This window comes from Fructilactobacillus sanfranciscensis (assembly GCF_029023685.1).
GTDB classification, from domain to species: Bacteria; Bacillota; Bacilli; order Lactobacillales; family Lactobacillaceae; genus Fructilactobacillus; species Fructilactobacillus sanfranciscensis.
In genome coordinates this window covers 772,406-785,485 of the sequence record NZ_CP118925.1, presented here as the reverse complement: position 1 = coordinate 785,485, position 13,080 = coordinate 772,406, and the positions used below count along the sequence as shown (strand labels likewise).

Genomic DNA, 13,080 nt, shown 5'->3' with positions numbered 1-13,080 from the left:
TAAAAGTGTTATAATTACCTTGAAATCTAATTAATTAGGCAAGTTAAATCATTGCTTAATTTTACACAAGAAGGAGAGGTTTTAACTTATGAAGAGAACAAAAATCGTAAGTACACTTGGACCCGCTGCTAATGATGTTGATACTATTTCAGCATTATTAAACTCAGGTGCCAATGTTTTTCGTTTCAACTTTTCACATGGAGATCATGAAGAACATTTATCACGTATGAATATGGTAAAGGAAGCTGAAAAGAAAACTGGTAAGCTCGCTGGTATTTTACTTGATACTAAAGGTGCTGAAATCAGAACTACTAAAGAAGTAGATGGTGAAATCCAATTCAAGATTGGTGATAAGTTCAGAATTTCTATGGACGACACACTTGAAGGTACTAAGGAAAAAATTGCCGTTACTTACCCAGGCTTATACGATGATGTTAAAGTTGGCGGACACGTATTATTCGATGATGGTTTAGTTGATGCTAAGGTTATCGATAAGGACGCTAAGAACCGCGAATTAGTTTGTGAAATTATGAATGATGGTGTACTTGGTTCACGTAAAGGTGTTAACGCACCTGGTGTATCAATTAACTTGCCAGGAATCACTGAAAAAGATTCAGATGATATTCGTTTTGGTTGTGAACATGGAATTAACTTTATTTCTGCTTCATTTGTTCGTAAACCTCAAGATATTTTAGATATTCGTGCCTTATTAGAAGAAAAGAACATGGCTGATGTTCAAGTATTTCCTAAGATTGAATCACAAGAAGGTATTGATAACTTTGCTGAAATCTTAAAAGTTTCAGATGGTTTAATGGTTGCTCGTGGTGACATGGGTGTTGAAATTCCACCAGAAAATGTTCCAACTGTTCAAAAACGTCTTATCAAGATGTGTAATGAAGTTGGTAAACCAGTTATTACTGCTACTCAAATGTTAGATTCAATGCAAGAAGAACCTCGTCCAACTCGTGCCGAAGTATCTGATGTTGCTAATGCTGTTTATGATGGTACTGATGCAACTATGCTTTCTGGTGAAAGTGCCCACGGTGATTATCCAGTTGAATCAGTTGCTATGATGGCTCGTATTGATAAAGTTGCTGATGATCATTTCCAAGAATTTGGTACTCCACGTCCTGTATTTAATGACAGTGATGTTACTGAAGCTCTTGGCGAATCAGTTGCACGTATTGCTAAAGACATGGATATTCACACTATTGTTTGTGCTACTGGATCAGGTTATACTGCACGTATGATTTCGAAATATCATCCAAATGCTAATATTTTAGCTCTTACTTTTGATGATCGTGTACGTCGTGGTTTGACTGTTAACTATGCTGTTAACCCAGTACTTGTAAACAAACCAGAAACAGCAGATGAAATGGTTGAACTTGCTACAGCTAAAGCAGTTGAAACTGGTTTAGCTAAAGAAGGCGAACAAATCATCATTCTTACTGGTGTTCCTTTGGGTGATGAAGGTACTACTAACACAGTTCGTGTTCAATTAATTGGTACTAAATTAGCTCAAGGTCAAGGTATTGGTGACCAAGTTGTTATTGGTAAAACAGTTGTAGCTGATGACGCAAAATCAGCTAACGATAATACTGTTGATGGTAGCGTGTTAGTTGTTAAAGATACTAACAAAGCTTACTTACCAGCTATGAAGAAAGCTAGCGCAATCGTTGTTGAAAACGGTGGTTTAACTTCATATGCAGCAGTTGTTGGAATTTCATTGAATATTCCAGTAATCGTTGCCGCAAACGATGCTACTAAGAACATTAAAAACGGTGCTTCAGTTACTGTTGATGCTCGTCGTGGTATGGTTTATGCAGGTAACCAATCAAAAAACGCTTAATTTAAATTAACTTTAGAAAGACATCCGATTTTTGTCGGATGTCTTTTTTATTTGCTATAATAAGAGTATTAGGTACCTAGACTGATAGAATGGTGAGTGGTTCATATGAATGAAGATAACGGAAGAATTATTACTGGAACAGTAACAGACGAAAATGAAAACGAATATTTTATTCAAAAGGATGGAATTACATATTCATTAGATAAAAGTGAATTGAAAAAGCCTCTCAAAAGTGGAAGTGAATTTAAGGGCTTTGCATACGAAAATGAGAAACATAATCAAAGGATTACGCGCGAAATACCTGAAGTTGGAGTAGATAGTTATTCATGGGGTAAAGTAGTTGGAACAAAATTTGGTTTAGGCGTGTTTGTTGACATTGGATTAAAAGATAAAGATATTGCCGTTTCAATGGATGATTTACCTGATATGAAGTCTTTATGGCCAGATGTAGGCGATGAGTTGATGATTGCAATTAAACGCGATAGCAAAGGACGACTTTGGGGTGAGTTAGCTGACGATAAAGTTTTCAAAGCCATCTCACAGCCAGTTAATAATCCTAAAATGAAAAATTGGGACGTAACTTGTTGGGTAATTAATACAAAAAAAATGGGCACCCAGGTTATTACAGATCATTATAATTTAGGTTTTATTGATAAATCAGAACAGGAACAGGAACCTAGATTAGGTGAGAAATTAACAGCACGAGTGATTGGAATCAGACCTAATAAAACTTTTTATTTATCATTACGTCCTCGTGCGTATGAATCAATTGGTGAAGATGCAGAAATGATTAAACGGATTTTAGAAATGAAGCCGGATAATTTTTTACCATACAATGATAAGAGTGATCCAGATGAAATTAAAAACTATTTTGGAATTAGTAAGGGACAATTCAAGCGTGCACTTGGTAATTTATTAAAACACAGATTAGTAAAAAAAGAAGAAAATGGAATTTCTTTAATTAAGTAATGGTGATAAAATGCAAGACCAAATCAATGATTATTTGCATTATTTATTAGTTGAACGTGGATTATCAAATAATTCAATTAAAAGTTATCAACAAGATTTAAAACAATTTATGGTTTATTTGAAGGATAACTATTATGAAGAATTTAGTAGTATTGATCAGTATACAATTTTAAGTTATTTAGAATTTGAAAAAAACTCTGGAAAAGCACGTAATTCTGTTATTAGACTAGTATCGACACTTAGAAAATTTTTCCAATATTTAAAACGATTTAATAAAATTAAAGAAAATCCGATGAACCGTATTGATACTCCTAAAAAGGGTTCACATTTGCCGGCAGTTTTAAATGATAACGAATTATCAAAGCTAATGAGTATTCCTGATTTTAATAATAAGTATGGGATTCGGGATCGTACCATTCTTGAAACTCTGTACGCATCGGGATTACGTGTCTCGGAATTAGTTAATTTGAAATTAGCTGACTTACATTTGGAAATGAATTTAATTCAAACGATTGGTAAGGGTGATAAGGAAAGAATTGTTCCAATCGATGATGTTGCAATTAATTGGTTAAATAAGTATTTAAATCAAGTTCGTCCGGTTTTATTAAAAAATAGAACATCAAAATATGTATTTTTAAATGCCCATGGATCGAAAATTAGTCGACAAAGTGTATGGAAAAAAATCAAGGGATATGTTGTAATTGCTGATATTCATAAAGATGTAACACCACATACACTTCGGCATACTTTTGCTACGCATCTTTTAGAAAATGGTGCTGACTTAAGAACTGTGCAAGAATTGTTAGGACATTCTGATATTTCAACAACCCAAATTTATACCCATGTTTCTCAAGAACATTTGCGGCAGGAATATCAAAAATATCATCCCAGAGCATAGGAGAGTTTTTATGTTATATCGTTATCAAAAAGAATATGAAAAAATTGTGTTGGGAATTCTATCATTATCGCAAGAGCGCAGTAATTTAGAATATTTAAAGCAAGAAATCGATTGGTATTGTGCTTCTGACAATCGAAATCTTTTCATTTGGAAAGATCAGTTTAATAACTGGGCCGGTGTAATTGGAGTTGAAACAAAATATGATTTTATTTTATTACGTCGCATTACGCTTACTCCTGATGTAAATACAATGTTTAATATTTTTCATGTTTTAGATAATCTACAAAAAATTTATCCTGACAAACAAATTGTTGGGACTCTAAAGAATAAGCTTATTATTGCTAAATGGGAGCGTAATAATGAACAACGATGAAATTAAAATTCATCTAAATGATTTTGATGGTCCTTTAGAGCTTTTATTACATTTAATTAAGCAGTCTAAAATGGATATTTATGATATTAATATTAAAGATATTACGTCACAATACGTTAATTTATTGAATAAAATGGAAAAGTTAAATATTGATATTGCAGGTGAATTTTTTGTAATGGCGGCAAACTTAATGAAAATTAAGTCTCAAATGCTGTTGGCCGAAGAAACCGAGCAAGAAACTGAAGAAGATCCGCGTGAAGATTTAGTTGCTCAGTTAATTGAGTACAAAAAGTATAAGCGTGCTGCTTTGGTTTTAAAGCAAAAAGAACGAGAGAGAAATCATTTGCACTCACGTGGTATTTATATTAATCGCAATGAAATTTCCATTGAAGAAGATGAGTTTCAAATATCGTTATTAAAAAATGCTTGGGAAAAATTAATTCGTAGGAAAGCAATTACACAAGATGCGCCTGTTGGCAAAATTAATGAATGGAATTATGAAATTCCTAATCAAATGGAATTAATCGAAAATAAATTAAAAGACAGTTTGAAACATGAAATTAAATTTTGTGATCTTTTAAAAAGTAATGCACCACTTGAGGAATTAGTAACTGACTTCTTAGCTTTGTTAACGCTTATTAAACAAAAAAGAGTTTGGATTATGCAAGTAAAAATTGATGATGACATTATAATAAAGGGTGTTTAAAGAATGTTAATTAAAAAAATTGAAGCTTTGATTTATATTTCTGGTGATTTGGGAGTTTCGGTCAAGGAACTCGAAAAATTAATTGATGCACCTAAAGCAGCAATTCGTGAAAATTTAATTAAACTTCAAGAAGAATATCAAAAATATGATTCGGCTCTGGAAATAATTCAAAATGGAGATACTTTTCAACTGGTTACAAAAATTGAATATAATGATTTAATTCAAAAATATGTTAAAACGGATGAAAATCTTTTAAGTCAAGCCGCTCTAGAAACCTTAACAATCATCGCATATAAGCAACCGCTAACTAGAGTGATGGTAGATGATGTACGAGGAATTAATAGTTCCGTTTCAATTCGCAATTTATTGAATTTAGGTTTAATTAAAGAAAGTGGAAAAGTTGATGAGCCCGGTATGCCGTCGCTCTATCGAACCACTGACTTATTCTTAAAGGCTTTCGGATTGAATAATATTAAACAATTACCTGAATTAAATGAAAGTGAAAGTTTTAACCAACAAAAAGAAGAAATTTTTAACCATAATATTGGTTTATTAGAAAATGAGGTAAATAATGAGTGATAGATTACAAAAAGTGATGGCACATTCTGGGGTTGCATCGCGTCGTGCTTGTGAAAAGTTAATTGAAACCGGTCATGTTCGAGTAAATGGAAAAGTAGTAAATACTTTAGGGGTTAAAGTTTCTCCTGCAGATCGAATTGAGGTTGACCACACCACAATTAAAACTGAAGAATTAGTTTATTTTGTTTTAAATAAGCCTAGGGGAATTATTACCTCATCTGATGATGAAAAAGATCGTAAAACTGTATTAGATTTCTTTAAACATAAAGTTTCAGAACGAATTTATCCAGTGGGTCGGTTAGATTATGACACCAGTGGTGTATTACTGTTGACAAATGATGGTTCTTTGGATTTTAAATTAACTCATCCTAAACATCAAATAGATAAAGTTTATATTGCAAAAGTAGACGGAATTCCTGATGAAAAAGATCTTAATCAACTTCGTAGGGGAGTTAAGTTAGAACGTAATTTGAAGAGTGCACCTGCAGAAGCAAAAGTGATAAAAAAAGTAGGTGAAGATGAAGGAAATTCATTGGTTGAATTAACAATTCATGAAGGACGAAATCACGAAGTTAAGAAAATGATGAGTAGTATTGGGCATCCAGTTGAAAAATTAAAACGAATTTCTTTTGCAGGAATTCAAGCTGATAATTTAGAAGTTGGAAAGTGGAGACCACTAAAAAAACGTGAAATTAGAGATTTGTTTGAATTGGTTAATGATTAAGAAATGAGCTGATATATTCGATGAAATTAAATGAAGAGCTTGCTTTATTTTTGTTAGATAAACATCAGCCAAGAAGAAAAAGATTGTTAGAAAATTTGTTGGTTGGAAAAAAAACGGTTGCTACAATTTATTGGGCTTTAAGATATCAAATTCTTGGTTATTTGGGGTTGGGCCGCTACATGGAAATAACTAAGTTAGATTTTAATAATTTAGAGAAGCAAAAATTAGTAATAAAAGATGAAAACCAAGCTTATGTATTAACTGATAAGGGATATATTCTAAGAAGTAAAATACTAGGTGATAATTTAAAATTCAATTGGCAACGTAATTTTCAATCATTTAATTTTATGCGCTTTAAATCTCGTTTATTACTTTTCATTCAAGTTATTTCTGAATATCAACACAATCAACGAAAATATTATCCAGTCAATGTATCAGATAGTGAAATGAATTTTGTTAAATATTATTTTAAAAAAATTGATAGAGAATCAATTGCTTTTAGTTTAAAAAATGAGTTATTAAATTTTTTTAGTGTGATTAATAACGAAAATCTAGCTAATCAATTAGCCAATGAATTAGTTGGCTTTCAAAAAAATGGACGGACTTTATTTCAATTAGCCAATGAATTTGATGAATCTTTAATTAAAGTATATTTATCTGATATTGACGTTATCAGTCAGTTAATTGATTTTGTTGTTAACAATCAAGAATCAGTTATTTTTCCTTTGTTAAAAGGTTTACACCAAAATGTAGTAAGTGATAGCGCAATTATGACTCTTAACCAATATTTGATTAATCATGATATATCTAAAGTGGCATTGAAACGTCACTTAAAAGAATCCACAATCTATGAGCACTTGATGGAAATTGCAATTTATTTTCCAATTAATAAATTTCCCTATTCCGACTTTATTAATGATGTACAAATCGAAGAATTGAAAGAGCAATTAAGTGATGATATTGATAAATGGAATTACGAGAACTTAAGCCTTAAACAAAGTTTATCTTTTTTTCAGTTTCGGCTTTTGGAAATTTATTTAACTAAGGTAGGCAATGATGAATAAAACGAACGTTAAACAAATATTAAAGAAAAGATTTGGTTTTGATTCTTTTAATCCAGGACAGGAAGAAACAATTCAAGCTCTTCAATCGGGTAAGAACGTTTTATCGATTTTACCTACTGGAGCGGGAAAGAGTTTGATATACCAAATTTACAGTTATTTGATTAACAAACCAATTGTCATTGTTTCTCCCTTATTATCATTAATGAATGATCAAGTTGAAAGAATTCGTTACCTAGGGTCTTCTAATGTAGTTGCGATTAATTCTGAACACGATTGGAAAGAACGAAAGTCCATTCTGTCTAATTTAGAACATTATCGCTATATTTTCATTTCACCTGAAATGTTAAATCAAAAAGAAATAAATCAAAGTTTAGCAAAGTTAAATATTGGTTTATTTGTAGTAGATGAAGCTCACTGTATCTCTAAATGGGGTATTGACTTTAGACCAGATTATCTTAGTTTGAAAAGTAATTTAAAGAAATTAGGAAATCCTCAAACGTTAATGCTAACGGCAACTGCTTCAAAAAAAGTTCAAGATGATATTATTAAAAAAATAGGGATTGATAATTGTAGCAGAATTATTGAATCAGTTAACCGTCCTAACATATTTTTAGCTGTTCAAAAAACTGAAACAGAAATGGATAAGCAATCAAATTTAATTTATTTACTAACTAAATTAAAAGGACCCGGTATTATTTATTTTTCTAGTAAGAAAATGGCAAACTTAATGTCTGATATGATTAATTTGAAAACCAAACTAAAGTCCGCCCCTTATCATGCAGATTTAAGTAATAGTGATCGTTTTAAAATTCAACATCAATTTATGGATAATGAGTTAGATGTTGTCTGTGCAACTAATGCTTTTGGAATGGGAATCGATAAATCAGATATTAAATTTGTAATTCATTATCATCTACCTAAAGATTTAGAAAGTTATGTGCAAGAAATTGGACGAGCTGGTCGAAATGGTCAACCTAGTATTGCAATATTAATGTACTCTGATGGTGATGAACAAATAGCACTTAATCTGTTGGAAAGTTCTTTTCCAACAGAACGTGATTATGAAAATTATAATAAACATAAATTTAATTATCTTGATGAACAAACCAAAAGACTATTAGATTTTTACTATCAACATGGTTATTCTGAGTCTCAAATTAAACAAATTTTTAAAGAAAATCACAGTTTGAAAGTTAAAGATTTATATAAACTAGTAGATTATATTAATTATGTTGGTTGTCGTAGGAAATTTATTCAAGCTAATTTTGATGAAAACTTTGATATGCATGATGACGATTGCTGTGATTTTCAACATGATCAAATTGATTTAACACCATATGAGTATTTTATTACGCAACCTACTAATGAAATTTCGGACTGGAAAAGTATAATTAATCAATTATTTTAAAAAAATTAAATGATATAATTAAGAAAATAATAATTGGAGGATTTAAATTACTATGGATAAAAATGGAAATAAAAAACCATGGGAAAATTCTTTTTCTGATGATAATGCTCAAGAAGAAGGGTACCTTTCAAGAATTGCATTGAGAAAGCAAAAGGGAAATTTTAAGTTGATTTTGGCTGTTTTAGTTTCAATTGTAGCTTTAACTGCAATTTTTTCATTAGTTTTTGGAATGTCAAAACAAAATGATGTTCAACAATATCAATCAATTTCTAAGAAAAAGACAAAAAAGGTTACTAAGCCAAAGAAAAAGGTTACTAAACCCCAAAAAAATAATGAATCAAAACATGATACTGAACAAAACACAAGTCAAAACACAAGTCAAAACACAAGTCAAAACACAAGTCAAAACACGAATGAAACTCAGACGACAAGTAATGACCAAGAATCGAGTGGAGAGCAGAATCCAAACGATACCAACCATGATACATCGCAAGATAAAGACAATGCAGAGTATGTAACCGTTAACCAAAGCGAGGGAATTTATCGTTTAGCAACAAATGCTGGAATTAGCGTTAGCCAACTTCAAGCATTAAATGGTTTAAATAAAAATAGTGTTATTACTCCTGGACAAAAACTAAGAATTAAATAAAAAATATAGGGATTGATATAATGCATAAAAAGGAATTACAAGTAGCAATTGACGGGCCTGCATCAGCAGGGAAAAGTACAGTAGCTAAAATAGTAGCTAAAAACTTCAATTATATATATGTTGATACAGGAGCTATGTATCGTTCTATCACATATAAGGCAATCCAAAATAATATCAATTTAAATGATGAAAATAAGATTGTTGAGTTACTACATAAAACTAAAATAACTTTTACCCCAGGAAATCCAGTTCAACATGTATTCATTGATGGTGAAGAAGTTACAGATAAAATTAGATCTGAAAAAGTTACTAATAATGTTTCAACAGTTGCTGCACTTCCTCTAATCCGTAGAGAACTTGTTAAACGCCAACAAGAGATTGCAAAAGATGGTGGAGTAATTATGGATGGTCGTGATATTGGCACAACGGTTCTTCCAAACGCAGATTTAAAAATATTTTTAATTGCAAGTGTTAAAGAACGTGCCGAACGTCGCTACATAGAAAATCAGAAAAAAGGTATTAATGTAACACTCGAAGAATTAAAAAAAGAAATTGAAGTCCGTGATTATAAAGATTCACACCGGAAAGTCTCACCTTTAAAAAAAGCTAAAGATGCAATTGAAATTGATACTACTTCATTGTCAATTGAACAGGTATCTGATAAAATTTCCAGTTTAATTAAAAAAAGAATTCAAAAATAAAAAAATTATTACAACAGTCGTATTTTACTGGCATTTTATCGCTATATAGGCTAAAATGATAGTAGAGTAGTTTCAAGGAGGAAATGTTTGATGAGTGAAAATGAAAACAAACAATTATTAGATGCACTTGATAATATTAAAGAAGTCAATGTGGGTGATGTTGTTACTGGTGAAATTTTAGCAGTAGATAACGATTCACAATTGATGGTAGGAATTGATGGTGCTGGTGTTGAAGGTGTTATTCCAAGCAAAGAAGTTTCTGCTACCATGGAAAGTAATCCAACTGATAAATATAAAGTTGGAGACACTGTAAAAGTTGTCGTAGTTTCAAAAATCGGTGATGATAAAGAAGGTGGAAGTTACCTTCTTTCAATCCGTCGTCTCGAAGCTCTTAAGGTTTGGGATGAAATTAAAGAAAAAGCTGATAAAGGTGAAAATATTACTGTTAAAGTTACCCGTCCTGTACGTGGTGGTTTAGTAGTAAATGCTGATGGTGTTCGTGGATTTATTCCAGCTTCAATGATTACTGATCATTTTGTTAGCGATTTAAATCAATACAAAGGTGCAGAATTAGAAGTTAAGATTATTGAAGTTGTTCCTGAAGACAATCGTTTAATTCTTTCACATCGTGCTGTTGCTGAAAAAGATCGTAAAGAAGCAAGAGAAAAAATCATGGGTAGCCTTAAAGTTGGCGATATTGTTGAAGGTAAAGTTGCTCGTTTAACTAACTTCGGTGCTTTTGTTGATCTTGGTGGAATTGATGGTTTAGTTCATGTTTCTGAAATTTCATATGATCATGTAAGTAAACCAAGTGATATTCTTAAAGTTGGTGAAGACGTTAAGGTTAAGGTTCTTGCAATTGAACCAGAACGTAATCGTATCTCATTATCAATCAAACAATTACAACCAGGTCCCTGGGATGACATCGAAGAAAAAGCTGCTGTTGGTAGCATATTAGATGGTACTGTTAAACGTCTTGTTGACTTTGGTGCATTCGTTGAAGTTTTACCAGGCGTTGAAGGTTTAGTTCACATCTCACAAATTTCACACAAGCATATTGACAAGCCAAGCGATGTACTTAAATCTGGTGAAAAGATTCAAGTCAAGGTTCTTTCAGTTGATCCTGAAGAACATCGTTTAGCATTATCAATGAAAGCCTTGGAAGAAGCTCCTAAAGAAGAAAACAAGAAGGCTCCTAAAAAGAATGTTGATGATAATTCAACTTCAAATGCTCCTGAAGAAGAAAGTGGTTTCACTTTAGGTGATATTTTAGGAAAAGACATTGATAACGATTCAGAAGAATAGTTTTTCATAAAAAAATCCTTCATTAATTTGGGGGATTTTTTTATTTTAGAAGGAGAGGTGAATTATATGGCACAGCCTACTGTAGCAATTGTTGGTCGTCCAAATGTTGGCAAATCAACAATTTTTAATCGTGTTGCTGGGGAAAGAATTTCAATTGTTGAGGATACTCCAGGTGTAACTAGAGATCGTATTTATTCTCACGGAGAATGGTTAGGACACAATTTTAATTTGATTGATACTGGTGGAATTGAAGTTTCTGATCAACCATTTATCAAACAGATTACAGCCCAAGCTGAAATTGCGATTGATGAAGCAGATGTTATAATTTTTATGGTTAATGGTAAACAAGGTATTACTGATGCTGACGAACGTGTTGCACAAATACTATATAGATCAAATAAACCAGTTGTTTTAGCAGTTAATAAAATAGATAACTTTGAAAGTCGCGCTGATATTTATGATTTTTATTCATTAGGTTTTGGCGATCCATATCCAATCTCTGGGGCTCATGGTCTTGGATTAGGTGATTTGTTGGACGAAGTTATTAAAAACTTTCCCGAAGCTCCAGAAGAGAAAAAAGATAATAGTATACGCTTTAGTTTAATTGGACGTCCTAACGTTGGAAAATCATCATTAGTTAACGCATTTTTAGGGGATAATCGAGTAATTGTTTCTGATGTTGCTGGAACAACTCGGGATGCAATTGATTCTAAATTTGTTCATGACGGACAAGAGTTTACAATTGTTGATACTGCGGGAATTAGAAAACGTGGTAAGGTTTACGAGAAAACTGAAAAATATAGTGTTATGCGAGCAATGAAGGCTATTGATGAAAGTGACGTAGTTTTAGTTGTACTTAACGCTGAAGAAGGTATTAGAGAGCAAGATAAACGGGTTGCAGGATATGCTCATGAAGCCGGAAGAGGAGTTATTATTGTTGTTAATAAGTGGGATGCCCTTAAAAAGGATAATCACAGTCAACAACAATTTGAAGCTGCTATTAGAGCGGAATTTCAATATCTTGCTTATGCACCGATTGTTTTTGTTTCTGCAAAAACAAAACAACGTTTGTCGCAATTGCCTGATTTAATTGAAAAGGTTAATACAAATCATAAGAAACGGATTAGTTCATCTACTCTTAACGAAGTTATTATGGATGCTGTTGCAATGACTCCAACTCCAACAATTAAAACTCGTAAACTTAGAATTTATTATGCTACACAAGTTGCAACACAACCACCTGCAATTGTTCTTTTTGTTAATGATCCAGAACTATTACATTTTTCATATCGTCGTTATCTAGAAAATCAAATTCGTAAAAATTTTGATTTTACAGGTACTCCAATCAGAATAATTCCAAGAAGTAGAAAATAATAAACTTTTTTAAATAAAAAATCGAAATTGCTGAAGTAATTCATCGAAATAGCGTTGCAATCGTATTTTTGGTGTGATATCTTTAAGTACGAGATAGTCTTTAGATTATTTCATAGTTCCGATACATAATTTAAGGAGCTTACAAGTTGATGTTCATCTGAACATTTATCAGGAGGTGAATCACTCATGGCCAACAAAGCAGAATTAGTAGATGATGTTGCAAAAACAACTGGTTTAACTAAAAAGGATGCTACTGCAGCTTTAGATGCTGTATTTGAAGCAATCCAAGATCAACTTGCTAAAGGCGAACGTGTTCAATTAATCGGTTTTGGTAGTTTCGAAGTACGTCAACGTGCTGCCCGTAAGGGACGTAACCCACAAACTGGTAAGGAAATTGAAATCCCTGCAAGTAAAGTACCTGCCTTTAAACCTGGTAAAGCTTTAAAGGATGCTGTTAAATAATTTTGACAGTTAAAACCGG

At 32.0% G+C, this 13,080-nt stretch carries 14 protein-coding genes; all 14 read left to right on the top strand.

Annotated elements, in window-relative coordinates; all coding sequences use genetic code 11:
• Positions 1 to 88 precede the first annotated feature (88 nt).
• On the top strand, positions 89 to 1,849 hold the full coding sequence (gene pyk / locus PY770_RS03965; RefSeq protein WP_103429029.1) for a pyruvate kinase: 1,761 nt from the start codon (positions 89 to 91) through the stop codon (positions 1,847 to 1,849).
• A gap of 105 nt (positions 1,850 to 1,954) precedes the next feature.
• Positions 1,955 to 2,818 carry a CvfB family protein gene (locus PY770_RS03960; protein WP_103429030.1) on the top strand — a complete coding sequence of 288 codons (864 nt, stop codon included), beginning with the start codon at positions 1,955 to 1,957 and terminating at the stop codon, positions 2,816 to 2,818.
• A gap of 10 nt (positions 2,819 to 2,828) precedes the next feature.
• Positions 2,829 to 3,716 carry a site-specific tyrosine recombinase XerD gene (gene xerD / locus PY770_RS03955; protein WP_275045805.1) on the top strand — a complete coding sequence of 296 codons (888 nt, stop codon included), beginning with the start codon at positions 2,829 to 2,831 and terminating at the stop codon, positions 3,714 to 3,716.
• A gap of 10 nt (positions 3,717 to 3,726) precedes the next feature.
• Entirely contained in the window at positions 3,727 to 4,089 is a 363-nt protein-coding gene (locus PY770_RS03950) for a hypothetical protein (protein WP_014082035.1), read from the top strand.
• Complete coding sequence (locus PY770_RS03945) at positions 4,076 to 4,795, top strand: segregation and condensation protein A (RefSeq protein ID WP_275045804.1); 720 nt, start codon at positions 4,076 to 4,078, stop codon at positions 4,793 to 4,795. Before PY770_RS03950 ends, PY770_RS03945 begins: the two co-directional genes overlap by 14 nt.
• 3 nt (positions 4,796 to 4,798) lie before the next feature.
• A complete protein-coding gene (gene scpB, locus PY770_RS03940) occupies positions 4,799 to 5,374 on the top strand; it encodes an SMC-Scp complex subunit ScpB (RefSeq protein WP_103423545.1) in 576 nt (191 codons plus the stop codon).
• A complete protein-coding gene (locus tag PY770_RS03935; protein ID WP_103423544.1) occupies positions 5,367 to 6,098 on the top strand; it encodes a pseudouridine synthase in 732 nt (243 codons plus the stop codon). Before scpB ends, PY770_RS03935 begins: the two co-directional genes overlap by 8 nt.
• Positions 6,099 to 6,118: 20 nt before the next feature.
• Positions 6,119 to 7,162: a helix-turn-helix domain-containing protein gene (locus PY770_RS03930; protein ID WP_275045803.1), complete on the top strand. Its 1,044-nt coding sequence runs from the start codon at positions 6,119 to 6,121 to the stop codon at positions 7,160 to 7,162.
• The gene (locus PY770_RS03925; protein WP_225429588.1) at positions 7,152 to 8,570 is read left to right on the top strand and encodes a RecQ family ATP-dependent DNA helicase; all 1,419 of its coding nucleotides are present in this window, start codon (positions 7,152 to 7,154) and stop codon (positions 8,568 to 8,570) included. The genes PY770_RS03930 and PY770_RS03925 overlap by 11 nt, the downstream gene beginning before the upstream one ends.
• Before the next feature lie 52 nt (positions 8,571 to 8,622).
• On the top strand, positions 8,623 to 9,219 hold the full coding sequence (locus PY770_RS03920) for a LysM peptidoglycan-binding domain-containing protein (protein ID WP_275045802.1): 597 nt from the start codon (positions 8,623 to 8,625) through the stop codon (positions 9,217 to 9,219).
• 20 nt (positions 9,220 to 9,239) lie between these two features.
• Complete coding sequence (gene cmk / locus PY770_RS03915; protein ID WP_041817774.1) at positions 9,240 to 9,920, top strand: (d)CMP kinase; 681 nt, start codon at positions 9,240 to 9,242, stop codon at positions 9,918 to 9,920.
• Positions 9,921 to 10,010: 90 nt separating this feature from the next.
• Positions 10,011 to 11,225: a 30S ribosomal protein S1 gene (gene rpsA, locus PY770_RS03910; protein ID WP_103429036.1), complete on the top strand. Its 1,215-nt coding sequence runs from the start codon at positions 10,011 to 10,013 to the stop codon at positions 11,223 to 11,225.
• Positions 11,226 to 11,291: 66 nt separating this feature from the next.
• Positions 11,292 to 12,599, top strand: coding sequence for a ribosome biogenesis GTPase Der (gene der / locus PY770_RS03905; RefSeq protein ID WP_056957789.1), 1,308 nt, complete (start codon positions 11,292 to 11,294; stop codon positions 12,597 to 12,599).
• A 186-nt stretch (positions 12,600 to 12,785) separates the two neighbouring features.
• Positions 12,786 to 13,061 (top strand): HU family DNA-binding protein, encoded by a 276-nt coding sequence (locus tag PY770_RS03900; RefSeq protein ID WP_014082025.1) that lies wholly within the window; start codon positions 12,786 to 12,788, stop codon positions 13,059 to 13,061.
• Positions 13,062 to 13,080 lie beyond the last annotated feature (19 nt).

What these genes read in the sequence shown, in the direction of transcription:
- pyk (WP_103429029.1), top strand. Translation starts at nt 89, where the DNA reads ATGAAGAGAACAAAAATCGTAAGTACACTTGGACCCGCTGCTAATGAT.
- PY770_RS03960 (WP_103429030.1), top strand. Translation starts at nt 1,955, where the DNA reads ATGAATGAAGATAACGGAAGAATTATTACTGGAACAGTAACAGACGAA.
- xerD (WP_275045805.1), top strand. Translation starts at nt 2,829, where the DNA reads ATGCAAGACCAAATCAATGATTATTTGCATTATTTATTAGTTGAACGT.
- PY770_RS03950 (WP_014082035.1), top strand. Translation starts at nt 3,727, where the DNA reads ATGTTATATCGTTATCAAAAAGAATATGAAAAAATTGTGTTGGGAATT.
- PY770_RS03945 (WP_275045804.1), top strand. Translation starts at nt 4,076, where the DNA reads ATGAACAACGATGAAATTAAAATTCATCTAAATGATTTTGATGGTCCT.
- scpB (WP_103423545.1), top strand. Translation starts at nt 4,799, where the DNA reads ATGTTAATTAAAAAAATTGAAGCTTTGATTTATATTTCTGGTGATTTG.
- PY770_RS03935 (WP_103423544.1), top strand. Translation starts at nt 5,367, where the DNA reads ATGAGTGATAGATTACAAAAAGTGATGGCACATTCTGGGGTTGCATCG.
- PY770_RS03930 (WP_275045803.1), top strand. Translation starts at nt 6,119, where the DNA reads ATGAAATTAAATGAAGAGCTTGCTTTATTTTTGTTAGATAAACATCAG.
- PY770_RS03925 (WP_225429588.1), top strand. Translation starts at nt 7,152, where the DNA reads ATGATGAATAAAACGAACGTTAAACAAATATTAAAGAAAAGATTTGGT.
- PY770_RS03920 (WP_275045802.1), top strand. Translation starts at nt 8,623, where the DNA reads ATGGATAAAAATGGAAATAAAAAACCATGGGAAAATTCTTTTTCTGAT.
- cmk (WP_041817774.1), top strand. Translation starts at nt 9,240, where the DNA reads ATGCATAAAAAGGAATTACAAGTAGCAATTGACGGGCCTGCATCAGCA.
- rpsA (WP_103429036.1), top strand. Translation starts at nt 10,011, where the DNA reads ATGAGTGAAAATGAAAACAAACAATTATTAGATGCACTTGATAATATT.
- der (WP_056957789.1), top strand. Translation starts at nt 11,292, where the DNA reads ATGGCACAGCCTACTGTAGCAATTGTTGGTCGTCCAAATGTTGGCAAA.
- PY770_RS03900 (WP_014082025.1), top strand. Translation starts at nt 12,786, where the DNA reads ATGGCCAACAAAGCAGAATTAGTAGATGATGTTGCAAAAACAACTGGT.